This is a genomic window from Nocardia sp. BSTN01 (assembly GCF_015354405.1).
Classification (GTDB): Bacteria; Actinomycetota; Actinomycetes; order Mycobacteriales; family Mycobacteriaceae; genus Nocardia.
The window spans coordinates 47,454-73,901 of sequence record NZ_JADKYP010000014.1; the positions used below are offsets into that span (position 1 = coordinate 47,454).

The window sequence follows — 26,448 nt, forward strand, 5'->3', positions numbered from 1 at the left end:
CACGTTGCTTAGCCTATCTAATTAACTATAATGCACGGGATCCCGCTACCGGCCGGCGATTTCTGTGCGGTTGGCGACACGATGGCGGCGGATTCTTTACGTTTTCCCTACGCCTCGCGGCCGCCGGGTCCGGGTTTACCGGATTTAGGCTGATTAATCGTGGTTTCACCGATCGACGTCGCCAAACGAGTTGTGCTGGGACGACCGTTTCGCAGCGATCGGCTCGGTGAGACGCTGTTGCCCAAACGGCTGGCATTACCGATTTTCGCCAGCGATCCGCTGTCCTCGGTGGCGTATGCGACCCAGGAAATTCTGCTCATCCTGACTCTGGGCGGCCTCAGCTACCTGTATCTCACACCGTGGGTGGCCGGCGGTGTCGTGGTGCTGCTGGCGGTGGTCGCGTTGTCGTATCGCCAAGTCGTGCGCGCCTATCCCTCGGGGGGCGGATCCTACGAGGTCGTCGCCGAAAACCTTGGTGCGATACCGGGTTTGGTGGTGGCGGCGGCGCTGCTGGTCGACTACGTCATGACCGTGGCCGTATCGGTCGCGGCGGGGGTGGACAACATCATCTCCGCCGCGCCGGCGTTGAACCCGCATCGGGTGCTGATCGATATCGGGTTCATCGTGGCGCTGACCGCGATGAACCTGCGCGGGGTGCGCGAATCCGGCCGCGCGTTCGCCGTGCCGACCTACGGATTCGTCGCCGGCGTCATGGTGATGATCTCGATCGGCCTGATCGAGACACTGATCGGACACCCACCGGTCGCCGAGAGCGCGCACTACCAGATCCACGCCGCGCACGCCGGCCTCGGTACGGCCGCGGTGGCGTTTCTCGCGCTGCGGGCGTTTTCCTCGGGGTGCACGGCGCTGACCGGCGCCGAAGCGATCTCCAACGGGGTACCGGCGTTCCGGAAACCCAAGTCGCTCAACGCGGCCCGCACGATGACCGCGATGGGTGTGCTGGCGATCGTCATGTTCACCGGGGTGACCGCGCTGGCCATGATCACCCACACGCGCGTCGCCGAGAACACCTGCGATCTGATCGGATTTCCCGGGGATTGCCGCACCGACGCCCAGAAGACCGTGATCGCGCAGATCGCGGGGGCGGTGTTCGGCGACACCAGCGCGGGCTTCTACTACCTGATGGTCACCACCGCGCTGATCCTGATCCTCGCCGCGAACACCGCCTACAACGGGTTCCCGCTGCTGACCTCGATCCTGGCTCAGCACCGCTACCTGCCGCGGCAATTGCACACTCGCGGCGACCGGCTCGCCTACTCCAACGGCATCGTCCTGCTGGCCGCGGTCGCCGCCGGGCTGATCTACGCCTTCGACGGGCAGACCACCAGGCTCATTCAGCTCTACATCGTCGGCGTGTTCACCTCGTTCACGCTGTGCCAGACCGGCATGGTCCGGCACTGGAATCGCGAGCTGCGCGGCGTGACGGCCCCGGCGCAACGACAACGCATCCACCGCGCCCGGGCGATCAACGCGTTCGGCGCCTGCTTCACCGGCGTCGTGCTGGTCGTGGTCATGATCACCAAATTCGGCCACGGCGCCTATCTCGTGGTCATCGCGATGCCGTTGCTGGTGCTGATGATGTACCTCATCCACACCCACTATTCGGCGGTGCGCGCCGAACTCGACATCGACCCCGGCGAGGAGACGACGCTGCCCGGCCGGGTGCACGCGATCGTCCTGGTTTCGGACTGGCACAAGGCCACTCGGCGAGCGGTGCAATTCGCGCGCGCCACCCGTCCCGACACCCTCACAGCGATCACGGTCAACGTCGACGACAGTGACACACGGGCGCTGACCCAGTCCTGGGAGAGCCACGATGTCTCCATCCCGCTGAAGGTCGTGGAATCGCCCTACCGCGAAATCACACGCCCCGTCATCGAATACATCAAACGGGTCCGTCGCTCACGGCCCCGGGACGTCGTCAGCGTCTACATTCCGGAGTACGTCGTCGGGCACTGGTGGGAAAACCTGCTCCACAACCAGAGTTCGCTGCGGCTCAAGGCGCGCCTGCTGTTCGAACCGGGTGTGATGGTCACCAGCGTGCCCTATCAGTTGCGCTCCTCGCGAAATCGCAAGCCGCCCACCGTCACACCGAGCCCCGGGCAGGTCCGCCGCGGAATCGTCGCACCCTGATCGGTGACCTTCGCCGCGATCAGCGCTCGGCTCGGCCGGTGACGGTGTCGACATCGACGAGCAGATGGCGTGGCCCCCGGAAGATCTGGTTGCGCCGATACGGCGGCGGATCGACGACCAGCCGTGGGGTCGCCACGCGGCGCAGGAAGATCTCGAGCGCGAGATCGACTTCCAGCCGGGCCAGTGGGCCGCCCGGACAGGTGTGAATGCCACTGCCCCAGCCGAAATGCTCGTTGTCTGGGCGCTGGAGGTCGAATCGGTTCGGGTCGGTGAATCGGTTCGGGTCGCGGTTGGCGGCGGCGTAGACCAGATGTACCGCGGCCCCTTCCGGGATGACGGTGCCGGCGATCTCGATATCGGCGGTGACGCTGCGGCTCGGGAAGAACTGCACCGCCGCCTGCAAACGCTGCACCTCTTCGACCGCGCGGGGGATCAGTTGCGGTCGATCGCGTACCTGATCGTAGGCGCCGGGATTGCGCAGAAGCGTCATCACACAATTGGCGATGGTGTTGACCGTCGAGTCGTGACCGGCGATCAACAGCAGGACCGCATTGGCCAATACTTGTTCGGCCGGCATGGGGCCGTCGGGGCCGTCGTCGTGCAGTAGTCGCGACAGCAGCCCTGGGCCCGGCTCGCGCTGGAGCTGTTCGATCAGGTCCGCCAGATATCGGGTGAGGGCGTCACGGCCGGCGTGGGCCTTGCCGGCGCGAATACTGCCGTCTTCGGTATCCGCATCCGGGCCCAGATCGGTGCCGGTCAGCATGTCGTAGATCCAGGCATGGAAGCGCGGCTCGTCCGCGAGCGGGATGCCGAGAATCGTGGAGATCACCGTCACCGGTACCGGATAGGCGTAGTCGTCGACCACGTCCAGTCGTGTCTCGCCGCGTGCCGCGAAGTCGTCGAGCAGCTTGTCGCACAACCGGACGATGACGGGTTCCATGCCGGGAATGACGTGCGGGGAGTGCGGTGGGCCGAAGTGGCGCATCACCTGGCGGCGCGCCCGATCGTGCGCGGGAGGATCCGAGGCGATGATGCTCTGCCTGCGAGCGGGCGGCGGCGTGCTCGCCGCGTCGGTGCCCGCCAGGGGATTGCCCAGTGGGCTGCGGCTGATATCGGAGCTGACCCGGGGGTCGTGCGCCAGGGTCAGCAGTTCCTGATATCCCGTCACCACGTACAGGTTGTCGGCCACGCGCGCGACCGGGGTCCGGCGGAGCTGGTCGAAGTAGGGGTACGGGTCGGCGCGGTGTTCGTATTTCATCGCCTCGGCCCAGGCGGTCGCCGCGGTCATGCTGCCTCCTCGCTCAATGGAATTCGGCGCCTCGTGAGGTGGGGTCATGGCCGGTCAGCACCACATCGGGAATGCCGGTCGGCACCCGCGGGTCGGGGAAGCGGGCCGGTATGGGCGCCGGGTAGGCGGCTCGGTCGTAGCCTGGCGGGGGCGGCGGAAACGGCGCCGAACGTTCGATCATCGCCGCGTAGTAGGGGAGCCATTTGCCGTGGTCGAACGTCACCGCGCCGACGATGCGGCCGCGCCGGCCGTAGACGGCGGCGAACCGATACTCCTCGGGACGGCCTTGGGTGAACGCGATCTCGTCGCCGAACGAGCAGACCCCCACACCTTTGATGTTCACCCCGAATTGGGCCGACCAGAACGACGGCAGCGGTAGGTGCGGTCGCCGTTCGGTCTCGAGGCTGATCATGTTGTTCGCGGCGACCTGCGCACCGCACACCGCGTTGTCCCAATGCTCCATCGAGATGAACTGATACTCGTAGAGCACGTGCGGCTGCCGGGCGACATCGCCGGCCACGAAGATGTTGTCGGTCACCACCCCGTTGATGTCGAAGGCACGACAGCCCGCATCACATCCGACGCCCCAGAAACCGGCGGCCAGCCCGGCGCCCTGCAACCATTCGACATTGCGGATCGACCCCAATGACGCGACCACCACATCGACGTCCAGTGTGGTTCCGTCCGAGAGGCGGGCCCGGCGCACCCGTCCGTCGGAGTCGCCGTCGAGGGACCGGACGGACACACCGGTGCGCAGGTCGACTCCCGCACCGCGCTGCATCCGTGCGGCGATATCGCCGATCACCCCGCCGAGCGGGCCGATCAGTGGTCCGCCGCCGCGTTCGGCGACGGTGACCGGCACGCCGCGCTCGCGGCACACCGAGGCCAGCTCCGAGCCGATGAATCCCGAGCCGACGACCAGGACGCGCTGCGGATTCGCGTTCAGCGCGGCCTGCAGGCCCGCCGCGTCTTCGCGGGTGCGCACCGTGAACACTCCGCGCAGGGCGCCCTCGGCCGGGTTCGGCCAGGGCCGGGCCCGAACGCCGGTGGCGATGAGCAGCCGGTCGTAGGGCACCGTGTCGCCGGTGGCCAGCAGGACCCGCCGGTTCACGCGATCCAAGCCGGTGGCGGCCACTCCCAGCCGCCATTCCGCGTCGACCGCCCGCATCCGCGGAAGTGCGGTGTGATCGGCGCCGACCCATCCCTGCAGGACCTGTTTCGACAGCGGCGGACGGTCGTACGGTTCGTGCGGCTCGTCGCCGATGAGGGTCAGGCTTCCGTGAAAGCCTCTGTCCCGCAACGCTTCCGCCGCGCGCAGTCCGGCCAGCGAGGCGCCCACGATGACGATGCGGCCTTCCGCTCGGAATGTCTCGACCAGGTCCGCCATCAGCGAGGCGGTCCTCATGTCGCGGGCTCCGCCTCGTCGGGAGTGTAGGTTTCCACCAGGATGGCCTGGACCGGGCACGATGCCGCCGCCCGCAAGACCCGGTGACGCTGTTCGTCGTCCGGGTTGGGGTTGTAGGTCAGTGCCTCCTCGCCCAGTAATCGCAGCACTTGCGGTGCCAGCGGAACGCACTGCGCGTATCCCTGACACTTGTTCAGATCGACCACGATGCGCATGCCCTCAGCTCCTCGTTCGAACCGAGTCCCTATCGGCCGGACAGCCCCGCGACCGCTGCGGGCCGATCAGCACTGATACCCGCGAGGGTCGACGTGAACTCCCGGAGGAGGACACGTCCCGAATGCCGGATGCCGTGCGGGCATCTCACAATGGATTCGTAGCGGCCGGGCCGACGGGTTATCGCCGGCGGCGAGGTGCTGCCGAGCGAGGTGGCGCCGCGCGCATGTGGTCGCGCACCGGCGACAGCAGGTCGGCCAGCGTCGTGGTGTCCTCGCGTGACAACGGTTCGAACAGTTGCTGATTGACGACCTCGGTGTGGCCGGGCAGCACCTCGGCGAGCAGCGCCCGGCCGGCATCGGTGATCGTGACCGTGACGCCGCGCTCGTCGTCCGCGGAGGGTGCGCGCGTGACCAGGCCCGCCTTCTCGAGCAGACCTGCCTGATAGGTCAATCCGCTGCGGCTGTAGACGACGCCGTCGGCCAGGTCGGTCATGCGCTCGCTGCCGGTGGGGGAGTCGAGGCCGAGCCGCGCCAGAAGCTGGAACTGCACGTAGCTCAGGTCGCCGGCGTCTCGCAGCTGTTGCTCGACCGCGTGTCGCAGCAGGCCGGCCACCTCCATGAGGGCGAAGTACGCGCCCAGTTGGGCGGCGTCCAGGGGCCGTGGAGTGTCGGACATGGCACGACTGTACAACTCTTGCTTCGATTTCGAAACTCTTGCTTCGAATTCAAAGCACTGCTACCGTGGCCAAGTACTTCGAGTTCGAAGCACATCGAGAGTGAGGCACCACGATGAAGGCGATTCGATTTCACGAGTACGGCGATCCCGGCGTTCTTCGCTACGAGGACGTCGACCTGCCCGTTCCCGGTCCCGGCCAGGTGCGGGTGCGTGTCGCGGCGACGGCGTTCAACGCCGTCGACGGCAATATTCGCGCGGGGTTCATGCAGGGCCCGATGCCGCTGACCCTGCCGCACATTCCCGGCCTGGACGTCGCGGGAACCGTCGACGCACTCGGCGAGGGTGTGGCCGAGTGGGCGGTCGGTGAGCGGGTCGTCGGCTTCCTGCCGTTCACCGACGACGGCGCCGCGGCGGAGTACGTCCTCGCGCCCGCGGCGATTCTCGCGGCGGCGCCGGTGAGTATCCCGCTGGCCGATGCGGCCGCGCTGCCGGTGGTCGGCCTCACGGCGTGGCAGGCGCTGTTCGACCACGCCGAACTGAAGCCTGGCCAGCGGATTCTCATCAGCGGCGCCGGTGGGGCCGTGGGGGGTTATGCGCTACAGCTGGCCAAGGCGGCCGGCGCCTATGTGATCGCCACCGCCAGCCCGCGCAGCCGCGAGCGCGTCGCGGCGAGGGGTGCCGACGAAGTCGTCGACCACACCACCACCGAGGTGGCCGCCGCGGTGACCGAGCCGGTCGACGTCGTGCTCAATCTCGCGCCGATCAGCCCGGCCGAGTTCGCGGCACTGGCCGGACTGGTCCACGACGGCGGCGTCGTGGTCGGCACCACCGTGTGGATGCCCGCTCCGGCGGACGAGGCACGCGGTGTGCGCGCGGTCGACGTCTACGTCCGCAGCGACGCGCGGCAACTGGCGGAACTCGTTGCGCGCGTGGACCTTCGCGAGCTGATCGTGGACGTCGACGAGCGTGCTCCGCTGGCCGAGCTGGCGTCGGTGCACACCCGGGCGGGCGCGGGGACGCTGCCGGGCAAGGTCGTCGTCCTCGCGGCCGCGGACTGAGCTGCCGCGAGAGCTCTCGAAAGCCCGGGCGCGGGGACCGGACTACTTGCGGGCGACGCCCGCGTAGGCCGACACCTGCGCGTCCGTCTTCTTCGGCGGCGCGACCCCGTCGGGGCGCCAGCGGTGGGGCACCTCGACACCCGGCTCGACCAGGTCCATGCCGTCGAAGAAGCGCGCGAACTCGTCACGGCTGCGGACCTGGCACGGCAGGCCGCTGCGGCGGTAGATCTCGACCACGGTCGCTATCGCCGTCGGATCGAAGTCCGGGGTGACGTGGGTCATCACCAGGTAGGAGCCGGGTACGAACCGCTTCATCAGCGTCTCGATGATGCCGTAGGCGCCGTGCTCGTCGGGCACGAAATGCATCAGCGCGTTGAGGCTGACCGCGACCGGCTGGGTCAGATCCAGCGTCTCGTGCAATTCCGGGGCGTCGAGAATCGCTTCCGGGGTGGTGACGTCGGCGGAGATGTAGTTGGTGCGTCCCTCCGGGGAGCTGATCATCAACGCCCGGGCGTGGACGAGCACGATCGGATCGTTGTCGACGTAGACGACCCGCGAGTCGGGGGCGACCTCCTGGGCCACCTGATGCAGATTCGGCTCGGTGGGGATACCCGTTCCGATATCGAGGAATTGACGAATCCCCGCGTTCGCCAGGAATCGTGTGACGCGGTGGATGAAGGCCCTGTTCTGCCGTGCGGCCGTCCGCACTCCGGGCCAGGTCGCCACGACCTTCTCGGCCGCTTCCGCATCCGCGCTGTAGTGGTCCTGGCCGCCGAGGTAGTAGTCGTACATGCGGGCGGTGTGGGGCTGGTTCTGTCGCAGGTCGACAGGGGCGCCGGATTCCACGGTCGCAGTCCTTTCCGAGATGAAGTGGCCCTGGCGAAATGCGGTGCGCCGGGTCGAACGTGTTGCGGGCAACGGGAATCGGGGATCCGGCCGATTCCCGCACGCCGTGTGAGTCTACCCGGCACCCTCGGCGCGCATCGGGTGTCCGACGATCCCGCCCGGCGCACCGGGCGCCGACGAGAAGGGCGGGCCGGCGCGGGCGTGGTAAGCATGTCGAGTGGGTGCGCGTGAGAGAAACAACGTGGCCGTCCTCGGCTCGGCGGACGGGCCGACGGTGCTGCTCGCGCACGGATTCGGCTGTGACCAGAACATGTGGCGCCTGGTCACCCCGATTCTGGCGCGGCGTTTCCGGGTGGTGCTGTTCGATCATGTCGGCTCGGGCCGCTCGGACGTCTCGGCGTGGTCGGCCGAACGGTACGGCGACCTGCACGCGTACGCCGAGGACATCGTCGATATCTGTGCCGAGTTGAATCTGCGGGACGTGGTGCTGGTCGGCCATTCGGTGTCGGCGACGATCGCGGTGCTGGCGGTCGTGCGGGCGCCGGAGTGGTTCGCGAAGCTGGTGCTGGTAACGCCGTCACCGCGGTATATCGACGAAGGTGACTACCGTGGCGGATTCAGCCGCGCCGATATCGCGGAATTGCTCGACGCGCTCGAGGCGAATTATCTGGGCTGGTCGGCGTCCATGGCTCCGGTGATCATGGGCAATCCGGATCGGCCCGAACTGGGCGCCGAGCTGACCGAGAGTTTCTGCCGCATGGATCCCGCGATCGCGCGGGTCTTCGCGCGCGCGACCTTTCTGTCCGACAATCGCGCCGACCTGCGGCAGGTGAGTGTGCCGACGCTGATTCTGGAAACCGCGCAGGATCCGATCGCCCCGCGCGAGGTCGGCCGATTCGTCCGCGATCAGATCGCGGGAAGTGAACTGGTCACCCTCGATGCCACCGGGCACTGCCCGCAGTTGAGCGCCCCCGAACTCACCGCCGCCGCCATCGAGGCGTTCGCCGGCCGGGCCGCGATGAGCCGATGATGATGTGCCGGCCGGGTGAGGCGGACCATCGCGACAGCGAGCGGTCGCCGAACGCCGATCCCGTGTTCTCGGCGATGCTGGAAGACAGTGCAGAGGACCTCTACGACCACGCGCCCTGCGGTTATCTGTCCACCCTGATGGACGGCACGATCGCGAAAATCAACAGCACCCTGGTGGCCTGGCTGGGCCACGAGCAGTCCGAGCTGATCGGGCGCCGCGCATTCACCGATCTTCTCGCGGTGGGCGCGCGCATCTACTACGAGACCCATATGGCGCCGATGCTGGCCATGCACGGCCAGGTCAACGGCCTGGCGCTGGATCTGCGGTGCGCCGACGGAACCAGACTGCCGGTGCTGGTGACCTCGGTGGTGAAATGCGGCCCCGACGGCACCGCGCAGCTGATCCGCACCACGATCTTCGATGCGCGCGAACGCCGCGCCTACGAACAGGAACTGCTGCGCGCTCGCCAGGCCGCCGAGCGTGAACGCGAACGGGCCCTCACCCTGGCCACGACGTTGCAACGCAGCCTGTTGCCGTCCGAACTGCCGGTGGTGCCGGGAATGCAGGTCGCCGCCTACTACCATCCGGCCTCCGTCGACGAGGTCGGCGGCGACTTCTACGACCTGTTTCCGCTCACACCCGACACCTGGGGATTCTTCCTCGGCGACGTCTGCGGTAAAGGCGCCGACGCCGCGGTGGTGACGTCCTCGGCGCGGTACACGATGCGCGCCGCGGCGGTCTACGACCCGGAACCGCTGGCTGTGCTGGCGCATCTCAATACGGTGCTGTGCCGCGAATTCCCCACCGGCGCACCGCGTTTCTGCACCGTGGTCTACGGTTCGCTGCGACCGACTCCTGATGGCGCCACGCTCACGCTGGCCGCCGGCGGGCATCCACCTCCGGTGGTGATCCGGGCGGACGGCACCACCGAGGTGATCGAGACGCCGGGCGGCATGCTGGTCGGAGCACTTCCCGACGCCGTATTCGCCGGCCGCACAGTGCGTCTCGGTCCCGGCGACACGGTGCTGCTCTACAGCGACGGCCTCACCGAGGCCCGCGTCCGTGGCCGCGAACGCCTCGGTGAGGAACGTCTCCACGAGTTCATCGACGCCCTCGGCCCGGTCACCGCGCCCGCGTTGGTCGCCGCGTTGACCGAGATGCTCGCCGGATTCGACGGTGTCGACGACGACACCGCCCTGCTCGCGCTCGGCGTCCCGGCGACCGCGGCTCGGTCGGCGTAGACGTGTTCCGTTGGCGCGTACCGAGTTTCGCCGAAGCGCTCTCGGCTACTTGCCGCTGAAGACCGGGAACTTGCCGGCGTCGCCGTAATCCCGGATCTGTTCCATGTTCCGCAGCGTGTGCATGTCGTCGTCGGAGATCACGAAGTCGACCTGGGCGTTGCTTCGCATGTGTTCCGGGTTCGCCGTTTTCGGCAGCGGGAGAGTGCCGAGTTGCAGGGTGTAGCGGATGCACAGCTGGGGCACGGTCACTCCGTAGCGGTCCGCCATCGCGGCGATGTCCCGGTTGTTCAGTATCTCCCCGTGCGCGATGGGGGGAGTAGGCCTGCACGAGGATGTCCTTGCTCTCGCAGTAGCCGATGAGGTCGGCCGGGGTGTTTCCGACGTGGACGAGCAGTTGATTCACCTGTGGTGCGACCGTGCAGGCCGCGAGGATGTTGTCGAGGTCGTGCTGTTCGAAGTTGGAGACGCCGATGGAACGGAGCTTGCCCGCCCGATACGCGTCTTCGAGCGCACGCCACGCCTCCCGATTGCCGTCCGCGTAGTCCCCGCCGCGGAAATCGGACCAGGGCTGCGGGCTGTGGATCAGCATGAGGTCGATGTGGTCGAGCCCCATCCTGGCGAGGGAACCGTCGATGGCGGCGGCCGCATCCGCGTAGTTCTTGATCTCCGCCGCGAGTTTGCTGGATACGAACAGCTCGTCCCGCCCGACACCACTGGTGCGGACCCCTTCGCCGACGCCTCGTTCGTTCCCGTACGCCTGCGCGGTGTCGATGTTGCGGTATCCGATGCCGACGGCATCGACCACCGCCCGGGCGGCCTTGTCGTCGTCGATGAACCAGGTGCCCAAGCCCAGCTTGGGCGTCCGCACCCCGTTGGACAGCGTGTACGTCTCGTTCAGAACCATCGTTTCTCCATTCCTTCGCCGGGCACCGACTCGGTCGCTCACCGATCCGGCCGCCGGCATCAGGACGGCGCGGATCGGCGTCTAGGCGGCGACTACCCACAACAGCCCGGCTACACCGCCACCGAGGCAGTTGTCGGCGAACGGATGCGGCAACACCGCGACGGCGTGGTCGCGGGGAACGGCTCCGCAATCCGATGCAACCTGTTCTAATCGGAGTGGGCGGGAGGGAACCCGGACCGTATCGACGCCGAGCGGAGTGAGATCGTGCCCCTAGCTCTGACCGCGGATCAGGCGGCGCTGGCGCAGGCCGTCAGCGGATTCGCCGACCGCCACCACACCCGGGAATACACCCGCAAGCACACCGACCGGCTCGCCGCCGGCGAACTGCCCACCTTCTGGGCGGACCTGGTCGCACTGGGACTGCCCGGTGTGCATCTGCCGGACGAGGTGGGCGGGCAGGGGGGAACGCTCGACGAGATGGCGGTGGTGCTCGCCGAATCCGGGCGGTCGCTGTTACCCGGGCCGCTGCTGCCCTCGGTGATCACGAGTGCCATCGTGGCGTCGGCGGAAACCGTTGCGACGGTGAGTGATACGTTGCGTCGGTTCGCCGAGGGCGGGACCGGTGCGACGGTGGATGCGGGTCACGGGGTGCGGTTCGCCGACGGCGGTTCGAGTGGTGAGACCGGCCCGGTGCTGGGCGCGGCCGCGGCCGACGTGCTGCTGGTGGCCGCCGCCGACGGCGACCGCATCCGTTGGTTCCTGGTGGAACGCGACGCCCCGGGCGTGCAGATCGAGGCGTGTGCCGGATCGGATCTGGGCCGCGATCTCGCCGTCGTCCGCTTGCGCGATGTCGCCGGAATCGAGCTCACCGGCATCGACACCGGCTATGCCGAGGCGGTCGCCACCGCGTTCATGGCCGCCGAAGCCGCCGGAGTGATTCGCTGGTGTTCGGACACTGCCACCGAATACATCAAGGCGCGCAAGCAGTTCGGCCGTCCCGTCGGTTCCTTTCAGGCCGTGCAGCATCGTGCCGCGCAACTGCTGATCACCAGTGAGCTCGCCACCTCGGCGGCCTGGGACGCGGTGCGCGGTCTCGCCGACGAGCCGGCGCAGCGCACGCACGCCGCGGCCGGTGCCGCGCTCACCACCCTCGGCAATGCCGTGCACGCGGCCGTGGAATGTCTGTGCCTGCACGGCGCGATCGGTTTCACCTGGGAGCACGACCTGCACCTGTACTGGCGGCGGGCCATATCTTTGGCCGGTCTCGGCGGTTCCCCGGAGAGCTGGGAACGCCGCCTCGGCGAGGTCGCGCTCGATGGTCCGCGCACGTTCGCGGTGCCACTGCCGGAAACCGATTCCTCGTTCCGCGCATGGGTGTCGGAGATTCTGGATCGTGCCGCCGCCCTGGACAATCCGACTCCCGGGAAGATCGGTGACCACGACGCCACCAATACCGGTCCTCGCCGCACGCTGCTCGCCGATTCCGGGCTGGTCTCGCCGCCGATGCCGAAACCGTGGGGAATCGAGGCGGGCCCACTGGAGCAGTTGATCCTGCAGGACGAATACGACCGGCACGGAATCGCGCAGCCCTCCATGGGAATCGGCCAGTGGGTGGTGCCGATCGTGCTCCAGCGCGGCACCCCCGAACAGCTCGCCCGGCTGGCCGCGCCGGCACTGCGGGGCGAACAGATCTGGTGTCAGCTGATGAGCGAACCGGAAGCGGGTTCGGATGTGGCGTCGCTGAGCTTGCGCGCCACCAGGGACGGCGACGGCTGGCGGCTCAACGGCCAGAAGATCTGGACCACGCTGGCGCATCGCTGCGACTGGGGACTGCTGCTGGCCCGCACCGATCCCGAGGCCGAACGTCATCGCGGCCTGACCATGTTCCTGGTCGATATGCACGGTGCGGGCGTGACGGTCCGCCCGATCACCCAGTCCAGCGGTCAGGCCGAATTCAACGAGGTGTTCTTCGATGACGCCTTCGTCGGGGACGACATGGTCCTCGGCGAGGTCGGCCAGGGCTGGGCGCTGACGCTGGAAACCCTTGCCCAGGAACGGCTTTTCATCGGCGGCGTCCGCGACCCGGGACACAACTCCCGCATCGTCGGCATCATCGAACGCGCGGAGTACGCGGGCAGCCGAGAGAACGCCCTGCGCGTGCTGGGCCGGATCAGTGCGCGCGGAGCCGCCATCTCGGCGATGAATCTGCGCGAGACCATTCGGCGCCTCGGCGGTCACGGAATCGGCCCGGCCACCAGTATGTCCAAGGCCGCGGCCTCGATGCTGCACACCGACGCCGCGGCCGCCGCGCTCGAACTCATCGGCCCCGCGGCGGCGCTGAACGAGAAGGACTGCGAGGTCGTTCTCCACGAACTCGACATCCCGAGCTGGGTGATCGGCGGCGGGACCCTGGAAATCCAGCTCAATACCATCGCCACCCTGGTCATGGGTTTGCCGCGGAAATAGCCCATCACCGTCGCGCCGCCGGAACCGCGTTGTTCCCGCAGCCGTATCGAACTGCGGGACAACGGGTTTCAGTTGCGGACGAAGGTGATGGGCAGCCCGTCCTTCGGATAGGGCAGCGAGTGGTAGTCCAGCGGTGGGACGTAGGCGGGGTCCACCCGCCAGTGATAGTCGCGCAGCAGGCGATGCATGATCGACTTCACCTCGAGTCCGCCGAAATGCATGCCGATACATTTGTGCGCGCCGCCGCCGAAGGGCTCCCACGCGAAGCGATGCGATTTGTCCTCGCGGCGTTCGGGGCCGAAGCGGTCGGGATCGAAGGTGTGCGGGTCGGTCCAGTACTGCGGCATCAGGTGGGTGAACTGGATTCCGATGACGACATCGGTGTCGGCCGGAATCCGAACCCCTTGGATCACAGTGTCTTTCACCGCGTAGCGGACCAGGACCGGGACCGGAGCCCGCAGTCGCAGCGCCTCGCGCATCACCAGATCGATGGACTCCAGCCGCTCGAGTTCGGCCATCGACGGCGCGGGACCCAGTGCCGATGCCTCACTGCGGCAACGCTCCTGCCATTCCGGATGCTGTCCCAGATACTGCAGGATCGTGGAGGTGGTGATGGTGGAGGTGTCGTGGGCGGCCATCATCAGGAAGATCATGTGGTTGACCACGTCGTCGTCGCTGAATCGGGCCCCGTCCTCGTCTTCGATATGGCACAGCACCGAGAAGATGTCGTCGGTCTGTTCGGCGCGTTTGGCTGGTAGGTAGTGGCGCAGAAATTCGTCGAGCACCTTCCGGCCGCGGTAGGCCTTACCCCAGCGCGTGAACGGCACATTGCCGCGCACGATTCCGGCCGCGGCCTGCACACATGCGATGAACGCCTTGTTGATCCGGTCCATCTCGGCCGGTGTGGTGTCCGCGGCGCCGCCCATGAACAGATCGGCGGCGATATCGAGGGTGAGCTGCTTGAGTTTCCAGTACGCGGGGAAGGATTCGTTCTCGCCCCAGTGCGCGACACCCTGTTCGATCGCCGGATGCAGCCGCTCGGTATAGGCCTGCAGGCGGGGACGGGTGAACGCCTGCTGCATGATTCGCCGATGCCGCTTGTGCTCGTCGAAGTCGATGAGCATGAGCCCGCCGTGGAAGAACGGGCCGACCAGCCGCGACCAGGCGGGCTCGTTGGCCAGCGCCCCGTCCTTGTTCAGCAGTGCTTCCCCGCAGGCGTCGGGACCGAGCAGCAACGCCGCGGTCCGGCCGAGGGAATACATCGGGGCGACGGGCCCGTAGTGATCCCATTCCCGCTGGAACAGCGCCAGCGGGTCCTGGGCGTATTGCAGCAGTTGCCCGAGCACCGGGTAGCCGCGATCCTCCCGCCGCTGGGTCGGGAGAGGCCTGGTCTCCAGGGCGTCAGCCGTCATCGCACACCTCGTCTCTGTGATGCCGCTCACGTCACAGCCTGATTCAGGAAGGGCGTCCTGTCAACCTTGATCGTGAAGTCGCTGTGGCATGCTGGGGCCATGGCCGTGCAATCAGGGGTCTATCGCGGAGCGACCGCCGCCGAACGGGCCACCGAACGCCGGTCGCGCCTGCTGGACGCGGGTCTCACGGTGTGGTCCGATGCGGGAACCCGGACGACGATGACCGCGGTCTGCGCCGAGGCCGGACTCAGCGAGCGCTACTTCTACGAAAGTTTCACCGGACTCGACGCCCTGCTCGAAGCCGTCCTGAACGAGATCGCCGTCGAAATCGAGGACAACAGTCGCAGCGCCGCCGAGGCCGCCGGAGACGATCCGGAAGCGCGCATGCGGGCATCGATCGGCGCGTTCGTGCGGCTGCTGGTCGAGGATCCGCGCAAGGGCCGGGTCGCGATCGTCGAATCGGTGGCGTTTGCGCACTTGCGCAGGCGCCGTACGGAATTGCTCCGGCACCTGGCGCACGAGTCGGCGATCGAAGTACGAACGTGGCTCGGCGATTCCGGCCGCAGCCGGGCCGCCGACGAAACCTCGGGTCTGCTGTTCATCGGCGGCATGGCCGAACTGGTCACCGCCTGGCTCGACGGCGCCATCGAGTTGACCGCCGAGGAGATGGTCGAGGCGGCGTGCCGGGCACTGCGTGGTCTCTATCGCTGAATGCCGGTGGTGAGAATGGTCGCGAGTTCGCGGTAGGCGTCGGCGTCGTCGAGGCCGGTTTCGGTACGGACGCCGCCCTGCTGGATGCGGACCATCATGGTCGCGGCGAGGTCGGCGGCGAACGCCGCGTGGACTTCCCGGAATTCGCCGGCCGCGACGCCGTCGTCGACGAGTTCGCGGACCCTTCCGGCGGCGAGGCGGGTGTTCTGCTCGTACACCTCTCGCGCCGGTGCGAAGGCGTCCAGGTCGGTCATGAACTGCTCGGACGCGGCGCCGAGTACGGCTCCGACGGCCGACAGATAGGCGATGATGCGTGCGCGGGCCCCGGTGGTGGTGGCGATGCGCTGCTCGACGTCCTCGGTGGCGCGCCGGAAGAAGTGCACGGTGGCGGCGCGGACCAGCTGTTCCTTACTGCCGGCCAGGGTGTAGAGCGTGCTCTTGGAACACCGCAGCCGCGAGGCGATCTCGTCGAGGGTCAGATGGGCGAAGCCCTCGGTCAGGAAGAGGTCGACCAGGGCGTCGAACAGTTCGGTACGCCGCCGGGTCCCGAAACCGCCACGAGTCGTCTGCGTCATGCCTGAATAGTACTCAAACGAGTCTTGCAGTACCGTTCGCCGGACAGTACTCTGGCCGATAACCGAGTACTGCCATGCGTGGCCGAGAGGGAGGATGTCGTGGCTGTCGATCGATTGCTGCCCACCGACGAGGCGCACGAGCTGATCCAGCTCACCCGTGACATCGCGGACAAGGCGCTCGCGCCGATCGTCGATGAGCACGAGCGGTCGGAGTCGTATCCGAGCGGTGTCTTCGCCACCCTCGGCGAGGCGGGGTTGCTGAGTCTGCCGTATCCGCAGGAGTGGGGCGGTGGCGGCCAGCCCTACGAGGTGTATCTGCAGGTGCTCGAGGAGATCGCGGCGCGGTGGGCGGCGGTCGCGGTCGCGGTGAGCGTACACAGCCTCGCGTGTCATCCGCTGATGATGTTCGGGACCGAGGAACAGCAGCGTCGCTGGTTGCCGGAGATGCTGGGCGGCACCACGATCGGTGCCTACAGCCTGTCCGAGCCGCAGGCCGGATCCGATGCCGCGGCGGTGGCGTGCAAGGCCGTGCCCGCCGACGGCGGGTATCGGCTCAACGGCACCAAGGCGTGGATCACCCACGGTGGTGTCGCCGATTTCTACAACGTGTTCGCGCGGACCGGTGAAGGCTCGCGCGGGATTTCGTGCTTCCTGGTGCCGAAGGACCTCGAGGGTTTGAGTTTCGGCAAGCCCGAGGAGAAGATGGGCCTGCATGCGGTGCCGACGACGACCGCGCATTACGACGACGCGTACCTTCCTGGGGAGCGGCGGATCGGCGCCGAGGGGCAAGGTCTGCAGATCGCTTTGAGCGCATTGGATTCCGGGCGTCTGGGGATCGCGGCGGTCGCGACGGGGTTGGCGCAGGCCGCTCTCGACGAGGCGGTCGGTTACGCGAAGGAGCGCAGCGCCTTCGGTAAGAAGATCATCGATCATCAGGGCTTGGGTTTTCTGCTCGCCGATATGGCCGCCGCCGTCGACTCGGCCCGGGCCACCTACCTCGACGCCGCGCGCCGTCGCGATGCCGGACTGCCCTATTCGCGGCAGGCGTCGGTCGCCAAGCTGGTGGCCACCGACGCCGCGATGAAGGTGACCACCGATGCGGTGCAGGTCTTCGGAGGCTACGGCTACACCCGTGACTTCCGCGTCGAGCGGTACATGCGGGAAGCCAAGATCACCCAGATCTTCGAGGGCACCAACCAGATTCAGCGCCTGGTCATCAGCCGCTCACTCGCGAAGTAGCCGCCCGCCGCGCACTCGGCCGGCGCTATCGGCCGGTGAAGAACTGCCAGATGACGGTGGCGGCGTCGAATTGACGGCTGACCTTGCCGATGAGGACGGCGGGCAGATATTGCGGGCCGCCGGGCCAGGTGTGGCCGCCGTTGTCTATCGAATACGCCGCTACCCGAGTGTCGTCGGCGCACGCGGCGGTCGCGGTGCGGACGGTGGTTCCGTCGTCGACGACCGTCGGCAGTTCGGCGGTCGTGACGGGGCCGCACCGGTTTTTCGTACGCCACAGTTCCTGGGTGGCGTCGACGGACAGGACAGGGCTGGTGCCCGGGCCGAGGCGGCCGGAGGTCATCCGCACGACTCCGCCGTCATAGGGGACGACCGGATCTGCGGTGCCGTGGATTTCGAGCACCGCCGGCGGGTGCGTGGGGGCGCAGTCGGCGGCATCGGCGGCGGGCAGAGGCCCGGCGACTGGCGCGATCGCCGCGATCTTCGCCGAGAGCCGGCAGCCGAGATACTCGGTGAACATCGCGCCGTTGGACAGGCCGGTGGCATAGACACGGGTCGGATCGACGTCGTTGTCGGCGACGAGGCGGTCGATGACCGCGGAGACGAAGGCGACATCGTCGATCCGCTTCGCGCCCGCGCTGGTGTCCGCGCCCCGGCCGTCGTTCCAGCTCTTGTCGGAGCCGACAGGGTAGACGGCGACGAACCCCTCTGTATCGGCCAGGGCATCGAAACCCGTTGTGGCGGCCATGTTTTCGGCCGTTCCGCCGCCGCCGTGGAAGATGAGGACGGCCGGGCGTCTCCCCGGCCCGGGCGATGACGGTTCGTGGATCAGATACTGCCGTGGCAGGCCGCTCGACTCGACTGTGACCGTCCGGTCCCCGGCCGGAGCGGCGTGCAAGGGAGCACATCCACTCACCGCGGCGATCAGACCGGCTGCCGCGACGAAGGCCGGGACCGGTGCGAATCGCTTACCCATCGCACAACGGTAAACCGGATCTGCCGGACCCTCACCCCTGTGGCGCTGAGGATCACCTGAAAACCGCGGCGGCGGCAGGACGTATCACGACGCGGTGCTCGCCCGAGGGCACCTCCGGCGACCGAGCGCCGACGGCGACGATGATCGGATCATGATCAGGCCGAAAGTGATCCTCAGCCGGGCGATGGAGGCAGGGCTCGTGGTGGTGGGGCTGGCCGTGTTGTGGGCCGGCGACCCGAACGACTGGCTCGTGGTGTGGGACGTCTACAACGCCGCGGTCATCGGAGTCGCGGTCGGGGTGGTGACCGGTGGGCGGTGAGCGGGTTGTGCGGGAAAGTTGCCGGAGTACGCTGAGTGAGTCGGCCTTCGATGAATCGGCCTCTCGATGAATCGAGACAACTCATGCACGAGCTGGCAATCGCGCAGGGGATCGTGAGCGGCGCGTGTGAACACGCCGCCGGGCGGCGGGTGTACCGCGTGACCGTCGCGATCGGGATGCTCTGCGCGGTGGTCCCGGATGCCCTGCACTTCTGTTTCGGCCTCGCGGCCGAAGACACTCTCGCCGAGGGCGCCGAACTCGTCGTCGAGGAAATTCCGGGCCGGGCGCGCTGCCGCACCTGCGGCGCCGAATTCGGTCTGCCGGATCTGATCCCGCTGTGCGCGTGCGGCAGCGCCGACGTCGACATCCGCGCCGGGCGGGAGTTGCGAATCCGCTCCATGGAGGTGAGTGACACATGTGCGCAACCTGCGGATGCGGCGGCGACGACACCCAGCCGGTGATCACCGGCCTGCACGAGCACGACCATCCTCACGATCACGACCACGACCACGGCGACACGCACGATCATGGCGTCGGGGACGCGCACGATCACGGCCACGACCACGCGCACGATCACGACGACGGGGACGCGCACGATCACGGCTACGACCACACGCACGATCATGGCGACGGGCACACGCATGACTATGGCGACGGGCACGCGCATGACGCCCATGACCACCACGCAGACGAGCACCCGCCAGACGATCCCGATCGGCACGAGCACGGCGGTCCGCCGACCGAGACCGTCACTCTGGAACAGAAGGTCCTGGCCAAGAACGACCAACTGGCACAAGACAATCGGCGCTGGCTGGCCGAGCGGGACATCCTCGCCCTGAACCTCACCAGTTCCCCGGGCGCGGGCAAGACGACGCTGCTCGAACGCACCATCCGGGAATGCCCGGGCATGCCGATCGCGGTCGTCGAGGGCGATCAGGAGACCCTGCTGGACGCGCGGCGGATCGAATCCACCGGCTGCCCCGTGGTGCAGATCAACACCGGCGCCGGTTGTCATCTCGACGCGCAGATGACCCGCGGCGCGCTCGAATCACTGCACCCGGCGCGCGAGAGCGTGGTCCTGATCGAGAACGTCGGCAATCTGGTATGCCCCGCCCTGTTCGACCTCGGCGAGCGCGCGAAAGTCGTCATCGTCTCGGTGACCGAGGGAACCGACAAACCGTTGAAGTACCCCCACATGTTCGCCGCGGCCGGGCTCGTGCTCATCAACAAGATCGATCTGCTGCCCTATGTCGACTTCGATCTCGCGACCTGTACGCGCTATGTCCGGGCGATCAATTCCGGGGTGACGGTTCTCCCGGTGTCCGCGACGAGCGGAGAGGGCCTCGGCGACTGGTACGGCTGGCTCGCCGGGCAACGCTCGTCGGTAGCCGCCGCACCCCATTGAGGTTCATTTGCCGCGAGACTAATATTTGTGTGGTCTGTATCACAGATTGAGACGGCTTCGAGCCGGATCGGCCAGCCCCCGCCCGGCTCGGGAAGGCGGCGTTCATGCCAACCCAGGAAGCAGTTCGGGCCGAAGAAACGCTGATACACGTCCTGTGGATCAACGCGGGCCTCAGTTGTGACGGCGATTCGGTGGCGTTGACTGCCGCCACCCAGCCCAGTGTCGAGGAAATCGCGCTCGGAGCGCTTCCCGGCCTGCCCAAGATCGCCGTACATTGGCCGCTGATCGATTTCGAATGCGGTCCGAACGGGGGAGCCGACGACTTCCTCGAATGGTTCTTCAAGGCCGACCGCGGCGAACTCGAACCCTTCGTTCTGGTGGTCGAAGGGTCGATCCCGAACGAACAATTGCACGGCGACGGTTACTGGTGCGGTTTCGGCAACAACCCGGCGACGAATCAGCCGATGACCACCAGTGAATGGCTCGACCGGCTGGCACCCAAGGCCACCGCGATCGTGGCGGCCGGCACCTGCGCCACCTACGGTGGCATTCACGCGATGGCGGGCAACCCCACCGGAGCGATGGGGGTTCCGGATTATCTCGGCTGGGATTGGAAGTCCAAGGCCGATATTCCGATCGTCTGTGTGCCCGGATGCCCGATCCAGCCGGACAATCTCTCCGAGACGCTGACCTATCTGCTGTACATGGCCACCGGCCAGGCGCCGATGATTCCGCTCGACGATGCGCTGCGCCCGAAATGGTTGTTCGGCGCCACCGTGCACGAGGGTTGTGATCGCGCCGGATACTACGAACAGGGTGATTTCGCGGAGGAATACGGTTCCCCGAAATGCATCGTGAAATTGGGCTGCTGGGGCCCGGTCGTGAAATGCAATGTGCCCAAACGCGGTTGGATCAACGGCGTCGGCGGCTGCCCGAACGTCGGCGGTATCTGCATCGGCTGCACCATGCCGGGATTCCCGGACAAATTCATGCCGTTCATGGACGAACCGCCGGGCGGGAAGATCTCGTCCACCGCGTCGGGGCTGTACGGATCGGTGATCCGCAGTCTGCGGCACATCACCGGCCGCACCGTCGACAAGGAGCCGCACTGGCGGCACAGGGGGGAGAAATTGGACACGGGCGCGACTCGCACCTGGTAGGAGTATCTCGCGATGACACAGATCATCCCGGAGGCGTCGCACAAGAAGCTCGAGCCGGATTCGCTCGTCGAAATGGCGTGGGATCCGATCACCCGGATCGTCGGCAGCCTCGGTATCTACACGAAAATCGATTTCGAGAACCGGGAAGTGGTCGAGTGTCACAGCACGTCGTCCATCTTCCGTGGCTATTCGATATTCATGCGCGGCAAGGATCCGCGGGATGCGCACTTCATCACCAGTCGCATCTGCGGAATCTGCGGTGACAACCACGCCACCTGTTCGTGCTACTGCCAGAACATGGCCTACGGCGTGAAGCCGCCGCATCTGGGCGAGTGGATCGTGAATCTCGGCGAGGCCGCGGAATACATGTTCGACCACAACATCTTCCAGGAGAATCTGGTCGGGGTGGACTTCTGCGAGAAGATGGTCGCCGAGACCAATCCGAGCGTCCTCGACGCGGCCCGCAAGGCGGAGGCGCCGCACGCCGCGATGCACGGCTATCGCACCGTCGGCGACATCATGGAAGCGCTCAATCCGTTCACCGGCGAGTTCTATCGTGAGGCGCTGCAGGTGAGCCGGTATACGCGAGAGATGTTCTGCCTCATGGAAGGCCGGCACGTGCATCCCTCGACGCTGTATCCCGGCGGCGTCGGCACCGTCGCCACGGTCCAGTTGATGACCGACTACATGTCGCGACTGATGCGCTACGTCGAATTCATGAAGAAGGTCGTGCCGATGCACGACGACCTGTTCGACTTCTTCTACACCGCGGTGCCCGGATACGAGCGGGTCGGGCTGCGGCGCACTCTGCTGGGATGCTGGGGTTCGTTCCAGGATCCGGAGATCTGCAATTTCGAGTACAAGGATATGGAGGACTGGGGCCGGCGAATGTTCGTGACGCCGGGTGTGGTGGTGGACGGCAAACTCGTCACCACCTCGCTGCTCGACATCAATCTCGGGCTCCGAATCCTTTTGGGCAGTTCGTATTACGACGACTGGACCGATCAGGAGATGTACGTGAAGACCGATCCGCTGGGCAATCCGGTGGACCGGCGCCATCCGTGGAATCAGCACACCAATCCGAAGCCGCAGAAACGCGATCTCGACGACAAGTACAGCTGGGTGATGTCACCGCGCTGGTTCGACGGCAAGGACAACCTGGCCCTCGACACCGGCGGCGGGCCGCTGGCCCGGTTGTGGTCGACGGCGCTGGCCGGGCTGGTCGACATCGGCTATGTCCGCTCGACCGGGCACAGCGTGCAGATCAACCTGCCCAAGACCGCCTTGAAGGGGCCGGTCGAACTGGAATGGAAGATTCCGGAGTACGGCAGCAACACCATCGAACGCGATCGTGCCCGCACCTACTTCCAGGCCTACGCGGCGGCGTGCGCACTGCATTTCGCCGAGAAGGCGCTCACGGAGATCCGGGCCGGGCGGACCAAGACGTGGGAGCACTTCGACGTGCCGGCCGAGGGCATCGGCTGCGGTTTCACCGAGGCCGTGCGCGGAGTGCTGTCGCATCACATGGTGATCCGCGACGGCAAGATCGCCAACTACCACCCCTATCCGCCGACGCCGTGGAATGCCAGCCCGCGCGACAGCTTCGGCACGCCGGGTCCCTACGAGGACGCGGTACAGGGACAGCCGATCTTCGAGGAGAACGACCGCGAGCACTTCAAGGGCATCGACATCATGCGCACGGTGCGCAGCTTCGATCCCTGTCTGCCCTGCGGTGTGCACATGTACCTCGGGAAGGGCACGACCCTGGACCTGGTGCATTCACCGGCACAGATATCGACCGCCGAATAACCGGAGATCCGGTACCGGCGGCACAAGGAGGCGATATCCACGCGTCCTGACGGTGAGTCCGCGGCGACGGTCGGCGACGATCGGTGGCGCAGCGCGGGTGATCGCATCGAGACACTGCTCGATGCCAGTTCCGCTGGTGGTGCGGCGGCCCGGGAACGGGCCGAGGCGCTGGTCGGCGAGGTGGTCGATCTGTACGGCGCCGGATTGCGGCGCATCCTCGCCGTCCTCGACGACGCCACGGTGCAGCGGCTGCTCGCCGATGATCTGGTCGCCAGCCTGCTGCTGGTGCACGGCCTGCATCCGCACGACGTGCGGACCCGGGTCGCCGGCGCGCTCGACAGCGTGCGGCCGTATCTGGGATCGCACGGCGGCGATGTGCGCTTGCTCGAGGTCACCGCGGATGCGGTGGTCCGGCTGGAGTTGACCGGAAGCTGCCGCAGTTGCCCGTCGTCGTCGGTGACATTGGAATTGGCGGTGGAGGACGCCGTGCGCGCGGCCGCACCGGAGATCACCGCGATCGAAGTGGTCGCCGCCGAGGCGGCCGCCGACGCGGCGGTGATCGCCCCGGAGACGCTGTTCGCGCACGTGCGTTCCGGCGGAAACTGGATCGGCGCACCGGAATTGGCGGATTTGGCCGCCGGCGAGGTCGGCGGCTTCGCCCTGGGCGGGCTGACGGTACTCGCCTGCCGGGTCGGCGACGAGATCTACGTCTACCGCGACCACTGCCCGAACTGCGACCGGACGCTGGCCGGCGCGGTACTGCACCGCGGGGTCCACGGCGACCCGGTGCTGCGCTGTCCCGGTTGCCGCGCCCATTTCGACGTCGTCCACGGCGGCGCCCGGATCGACGGGAGCGGACATCTCGAGCCGCTGCCGGTTCTGGTGCGCGACGGCGAACTGTCGGTGGCGATTCCGGTGGGGGTGGGCGGATGAATCCGACCGTGCGCGCACTGCGCCGCCTCGCGGCCGAACGCCCTCGGGCGCCGGTCGCGGGGGAGCGGTGCGAGATGTGCGCGGAACCCGTCGACGCGGCGCATCAGCACGTCGTCGACACCGAGAGCCGGCACATGTTGTGCGTGTGCCGGGGTTGCTATCTGCTGTTCACCGATCGGGCCGCGGCACTGCGTTACCGGGCGGTCCCGCAGCGGTACGTCTCGTTCCCCGATTTCCGGATGAGCCTGCCGGAATGGGACGGCCTCGAGATTCCGGTCGGACTGGCCTTCTTCTTCCACAGCTCGGCGGCCGGGCGCACCGTCGCGTTCTATCCGGGACCGGCCGGGGCCACCGAATCCGAACTGCCCCTTGATAATTGGCACGCATTCACCGAGTCGAACCCGGAACTGAGCGACGTCGCCGACGATGTCGAGGCCCTGCTGATTCAGGTCCCCGAACGCGACGCCGGCGCGGCACGCTGCCTGCTGCTGCCGATCGACGCCTGTTACGAGTTCGTGGGCCGGATCCGTTTGCTGTGGCGCGGTTTCGACGGAGGTTCGGATGTGCGCGACTACATAGCGCGATTCTTCGCCGAGATGACGGCGCGGGCCCGGCCGTTCGACCCGGGAAACATGGGGGAGGCGCCGTGAGCCCCGCCTACGCCACCACCTTCGCGGTGCTCGGGATGAAGCCCGAACCGTACGCGGTCACTCCGATCCTGTCCGCACGGATCGGAATCGCCTCCGTCGGTGACGAACCCGTCCACGCCATCGCGCTGCGCGCCCAGGTGCGCATCGAGCCGAACCGCCGGTCCTACACCGACGCGGAGAGCGCGGGACTGCTGGATCTGTTCGGTCCGCGCGACCGCTGGGACCACACCCAGCGCTCGTTTCTCTGGATGCACTGCGCCACCACGGTTCCCGGCTTCACCGGCGGCGCGGAGGTGGATCTGCCGATGCCGTGCACCTACGACCTCGAGGTCGCCGGATCGAAGTATCTGCACGCGCTGCGAGACGGTGAGGTTCCGTTGCTGTTTCTGTTCAGCGGGACCGTATTCATCCGCGGCAGTGACGGTTTCGCGGTGCAGCAGATCCCCTGGGATCGCGACGACCGCTACCGGATGCCGGTCTCGGTGTGGCGCGAGCTGATGGCGGCGCACTTCCCGGGCATGGGCTGGCTGCGGCTGCGCGAGGACACCCTGGCCGCGCTCACGGCCTACAAGGGCGAGCACGGACTGCTCGGCTTCGACGAGACGGTCGCGCGGTTGCTCGCGGGCGCACAGGAGTCGGCGTGAGTACCGCGCGATCGAGCCGAGAACGAGCCCGCGCGGTCGCCGACGCGGTGCTCTACGAGGGCTATCTGCTCTACCCGTACCGGGCCGACGCGCGAAAGAACCAGTGCCGCTGGCAATTCGGCGTCCTCGGCCCCGCCGGCGCGCACACGTCCGGACTGGGGGAGGAGTCCGAACTCACCGGGCAGATGCCGATGGTCCCGGACGGCGACCCGGTCCTGCGGTTCACGCTTCGATTTCTGCAACTGCAGCACCGCGGAGTGCACGACGCGGACGGCACACCCGTCGCGGAGACGACCGTCGCGGGCGATACCTGGCCGGACTGGGACGAGGCCGTCGAACGGGAGATCACCGTCGGACCGTGTGCCCCGGCCGACACGACGGTGCCGTTCGAGATTCCCGGAGGCCGCGACACCGAACCCCTGGCCGATCCGGCGACCGGAGCCGCGGGCACGGTCGTGCGCACTCGCCGCCCGCTGCGCGGCGAATTGGAGCTGGCCGTCGCCACCGAGGGCGGATATCGGATCGTGCGGGTGACCGTGCGCAACACCGGGGAACCGGCCGTCGATCGCCGCGACGCCCTGGCCCGCTCGTTGCTGGGCACGCACGTGATCGCCGAGGCCACCGGCGCGGAATTCGTCTCGCTGCTGGAACCGCCGCCGGAGGCCGAGGCCGCCGTGGCGCGCTGCGCCCAGCATCGCTGCTTCCCGGTGCTGGCCGGACCGCCCCGTGACCGCGGCCTGATGCTGATCTCGCCGATCATCCTCTACGACCATCCCGAAATCGCCGAGCAGAGCCCGGAATCGCTCTACGACGCCACCGAGATCGACGAAATCCTCACCCTGCGCGTCATGGCCATGACCGACGAGGAGAAGGCGGCCGCGCGCGCCACCGATCCGCGCGCGGCCCGCATTGTGGACAGCTGTGACGCGATGACCGCCGAGCAGATGGCGCGATTGCACGGCGTGCTGCGCGACCCGGGCGCCGGGGAGAACCGGCTGGTGCCGGAGATCCCGCCCGGGATCGACTGGTGGGATCCGGTGGCCGACGGCGCGGTGCGACCGGATTCGGATGCCGTGCCCATCGCGGGGACGCTGGTGCGCAAGGGGAGCCGGGTGCGGCTGCATCCGGGCCGGCGCGCCGATATCCACGACATGTTCTTCGACGGCCGTGACGCGCGGGTCACCTCGGTGCACGCCGACGTCGACGGGCGCACCCACGTCGGTGTGGTCATCGCCGACGATCCCGGAGCCGATCTGCACGAATGGTACGGGCGTTACCTGTATTTCGATCCCGACGAACTGGAGCCGCTGGACGGACCGGGCGAGTAGCGCGGCC

24 protein-coding genes and 1 pseudogene are annotated in these 26,448 nt (G+C 67.6%); 16 read left to right on the top strand and 9 right to left on the bottom strand.

What is annotated here, in order from left to right; translation table 11 throughout:
- Positions 1–159: 159 nt before the first annotated feature.
- Entirely contained in the window at positions 160–2,154 is a 1,995-nt protein-coding gene (locus tag IRT45_RS14330; protein ID WP_194806351.1) for an APC family permease, read from the top strand.
- Positions 2,155–2,173: 19 nt separating this feature from the next.
- Here IRT45_RS14330 and IRT45_RS14335 read toward each other — a convergent pair whose 3' ends face one another.
- The 4 genes from IRT45_RS14335 to IRT45_RS14350 all read right to left on the bottom strand — a co-directional run bounded on the left by IRT45_RS14335 (position 2,174) and on the right by IRT45_RS14350 (position 5,738).
- Positions 2,174–3,442 carry a cytochrome P450 gene (locus tag IRT45_RS14335; RefSeq protein ID WP_194806352.1) on the bottom strand — a complete coding sequence of 423 codons (1,269 nt, stop codon included), beginning with the start codon at positions 3,440–3,442 and terminating at the stop codon, positions 2,174–2,176.
- A 13-nt stretch (positions 3,443–3,455) separates the two neighbouring features.
- Positions 3,456–4,847 carry an NAD(P)/FAD-dependent oxidoreductase gene (locus IRT45_RS14340; protein WP_194806353.1) on the bottom strand — a complete coding sequence of 464 codons (1,392 nt, stop codon included), beginning with the start codon at positions 4,845–4,847 and terminating at the stop codon, positions 3,456–3,458.
- Entirely contained in the window at positions 4,844–5,062 is a 219-nt protein-coding gene (locus IRT45_RS14345) for a ferredoxin (RefSeq protein WP_194806354.1), read from the bottom strand. The genes IRT45_RS14340 and IRT45_RS14345 overlap by 4 nt, the downstream gene beginning before the upstream one ends.
- A gap of 178 nt (positions 5,063–5,240) precedes the next feature.
- Positions 5,241–5,738, bottom strand: a complete 498-nt coding sequence (locus IRT45_RS14350) for a MarR family winged helix-turn-helix transcriptional regulator (protein WP_194806355.1) — start codon at positions 5,736–5,738, stop codon at positions 5,241–5,243.
- A gap of 113 nt (positions 5,739–5,851) precedes the next feature.
- On the opposite strand from IRT45_RS14350, the gene IRT45_RS14355 reads away from it, so the two are divergent.
- On the top strand, positions 5,852–6,796 hold the full coding sequence (locus tag IRT45_RS14355; RefSeq protein ID WP_194806356.1) for an NADP-dependent oxidoreductase: 945 nt from the start codon (positions 5,852–5,854) through the stop codon (positions 6,794–6,796).
- A 42-nt stretch (positions 6,797–6,838) separates the two neighbouring features.
- On the opposite strand, the gene IRT45_RS14360 is transcribed toward IRT45_RS14355, so the two are convergent.
- The gene (locus IRT45_RS14360) at positions 6,839–7,642 is read right to left on the bottom strand and encodes an SAM-dependent methyltransferase (RefSeq protein ID WP_309240962.1); all 804 of its coding nucleotides are present in this window, start codon (positions 7,640–7,642) and stop codon (positions 6,839–6,841) included.
- Positions 7,643–7,859: 217 nt separating this feature from the next.
- On the opposite strand from IRT45_RS14360, the gene IRT45_RS14365 reads away from it, so the two are divergent.
- Positions 7,860–8,672 carry an alpha/beta fold hydrolase gene (locus IRT45_RS14365; RefSeq protein WP_194806357.1) on the top strand — a complete coding sequence of 271 codons (813 nt, stop codon included), beginning with the start codon at positions 7,860–7,862 and terminating at the stop codon, positions 8,670–8,672.
- A gap of 74 nt (positions 8,673–8,746) precedes the next feature.
- The gene (locus tag IRT45_RS14370; protein WP_194806427.1) at positions 8,747–9,913 is read left to right on the top strand and encodes a PP2C family protein-serine/threonine phosphatase; all 1,167 of its coding nucleotides are present in this window, start codon (positions 8,747–8,749) and stop codon (positions 9,911–9,913) included.
- 45 nt (positions 9,914–9,958) lie between these two features.
- Here IRT45_RS14370 and IRT45_RS14375 read toward each other — a convergent pair.
- Positions 9,959–10,817 (bottom strand): annotated as a pseudogene (locus IRT45_RS14375) (aldo/keto reductase).
- 264 nt (positions 10,818–11,081) lie between these two features.
- On the opposite strand from IRT45_RS14375, the gene IRT45_RS14380 reads away from it, so the two are divergent.
- Positions 11,082–13,283: an acyl-CoA dehydrogenase gene (locus IRT45_RS14380; RefSeq protein WP_194806358.1), complete on the top strand. Its 2,202-nt coding sequence runs from the start codon at positions 11,082–11,084 to the stop codon at positions 13,281–13,283.
- 68 nt (positions 13,284–13,351) lie between these two features.
- Here IRT45_RS14380 and IRT45_RS14385 read toward each other — a convergent pair whose 3' ends face one another.
- Positions 13,352–14,695 (bottom strand): cytochrome P450, encoded by a 1,344-nt coding sequence (locus tag IRT45_RS14385; protein WP_194806359.1) that lies wholly within the window; start codon positions 14,693–14,695, stop codon positions 13,352–13,354.
- A gap of 99 nt (positions 14,696–14,794) precedes the next feature.
- Here IRT45_RS14385 and IRT45_RS14390 point away from each other — a divergent pair, with 99 nt between their 5' ends.
- A complete protein-coding gene (locus IRT45_RS14390) occupies positions 14,795–15,406 on the top strand; it encodes a TetR/AcrR family transcriptional regulator (protein WP_194806360.1) in 612 nt (203 codons plus the stop codon).
- On the opposite strand, the gene IRT45_RS14395 is transcribed toward IRT45_RS14390, so the two are convergent.
- On the bottom strand, positions 15,397–15,981 hold the full coding sequence (locus tag IRT45_RS14395; RefSeq protein WP_194806361.1) for a TetR/AcrR family transcriptional regulator: 585 nt from the start codon (positions 15,979–15,981) through the stop codon (positions 15,397–15,399). The two genes, IRT45_RS14390 and IRT45_RS14395, sit on opposite strands and share 10 nt — an antisense overlap.
- 99 nt (positions 15,982–16,080) lie before the next feature.
- Here IRT45_RS14395 and IRT45_RS14400 point away from each other — a divergent pair, with 99 nt between their 5' ends.
- Positions 16,081–17,220, top strand: a complete 1,140-nt coding sequence (locus tag IRT45_RS14400; protein ID WP_194806362.1) for an acyl-CoA dehydrogenase family protein — start codon at positions 16,081–16,083, stop codon at positions 17,218–17,220.
- Positions 17,221–17,245: 25 nt separating this feature from the next.
- Here IRT45_RS14400 and IRT45_RS14405 read toward each other — a convergent pair whose 3' ends face one another.
- Positions 17,246–18,193, bottom strand: a complete 948-nt coding sequence (locus IRT45_RS14405; protein WP_194806363.1) for a PHB depolymerase family esterase — start codon at positions 18,191–18,193, stop codon at positions 17,246–17,248.
- A gap of 151 nt (positions 18,194–18,344) precedes the next feature.
- On the opposite strand from IRT45_RS14405, the gene IRT45_RS14410 reads away from it, so the two are divergent.
- The 9 genes from IRT45_RS14410 to IRT45_RS14450 all read left to right on the top strand — a co-directional run bounded on the left by IRT45_RS14410 (position 18,345) and on the right by IRT45_RS14450 (position 26,441).
- Complete coding sequence (locus tag IRT45_RS14410) at positions 18,345–18,512, top strand: hypothetical protein (protein ID WP_194806364.1); 168 nt, start codon at positions 18,345–18,347, stop codon at positions 18,510–18,512.
- Positions 18,513–18,595: 83 nt separating this feature from the next.
- Positions 18,596–18,973, top strand: coding sequence for a hydrogenase maturation nickel metallochaperone HypA (locus IRT45_RS14415; protein ID WP_194806365.1), 378 nt, complete (start codon positions 18,596–18,598; stop codon positions 18,971–18,973).
- Positions 18,928–19,917 carry a hydrogenase nickel incorporation protein HypB gene (gene hypB / locus IRT45_RS14420; protein WP_194806366.1) on the top strand — a complete coding sequence of 330 codons (990 nt, stop codon included), beginning with the start codon at positions 18,928–18,930 and terminating at the stop codon, positions 19,915–19,917. The genes IRT45_RS14415 and hypB overlap by 46 nt, the downstream gene beginning before the upstream one ends.
- A gap of 104 nt (positions 19,918–20,021) precedes the next feature.
- Entirely contained in the window at positions 20,022–21,077 is a 1,056-nt protein-coding gene (locus IRT45_RS14425) for a hydrogenase expression protein HypE (RefSeq protein WP_194806367.1), read from the top strand.
- Positions 21,078–21,089: 12 nt separating this feature from the next.
- Positions 21,090–22,886, top strand: a complete 1,797-nt coding sequence (locus IRT45_RS14430; RefSeq protein WP_194806368.1) for a nickel-dependent hydrogenase large subunit — start codon at positions 21,090–21,092, stop codon at positions 22,884–22,886.
- Positions 22,887–22,919: 33 nt separating this feature from the next.
- Positions 22,920–23,819 (top strand): NifU family protein, encoded by a 900-nt coding sequence (locus tag IRT45_RS14435; protein ID WP_194806428.1) that lies wholly within the window; start codon positions 22,920–22,922, stop codon positions 23,817–23,819.
- Complete coding sequence (locus IRT45_RS14440; RefSeq protein WP_194806369.1) at positions 23,816–24,469, top strand: DUF5947 family protein; 654 nt, start codon at positions 23,816–23,818, stop codon at positions 24,467–24,469. The genes IRT45_RS14435 and IRT45_RS14440 overlap by 4 nt, the downstream gene beginning before the upstream one ends.
- Positions 24,466–25,113: a DUF6084 family protein gene (locus IRT45_RS14445; protein ID WP_309240963.1), complete on the top strand. Its 648-nt coding sequence runs from the start codon at positions 24,466–24,468 to the stop codon at positions 25,111–25,113. The genes IRT45_RS14440 and IRT45_RS14445 overlap by 4 nt, the downstream gene beginning before the upstream one ends.
- On the top strand, positions 25,110–26,441 hold the full coding sequence (locus IRT45_RS14450; RefSeq protein WP_194806370.1) for a hypothetical protein: 1,332 nt from the start codon (positions 25,110–25,112) through the stop codon (positions 26,439–26,441). Before IRT45_RS14445 ends, IRT45_RS14450 begins: the two co-directional genes overlap by 4 nt.
- Positions 26,442–26,448 lie beyond the last annotated feature (7 nt).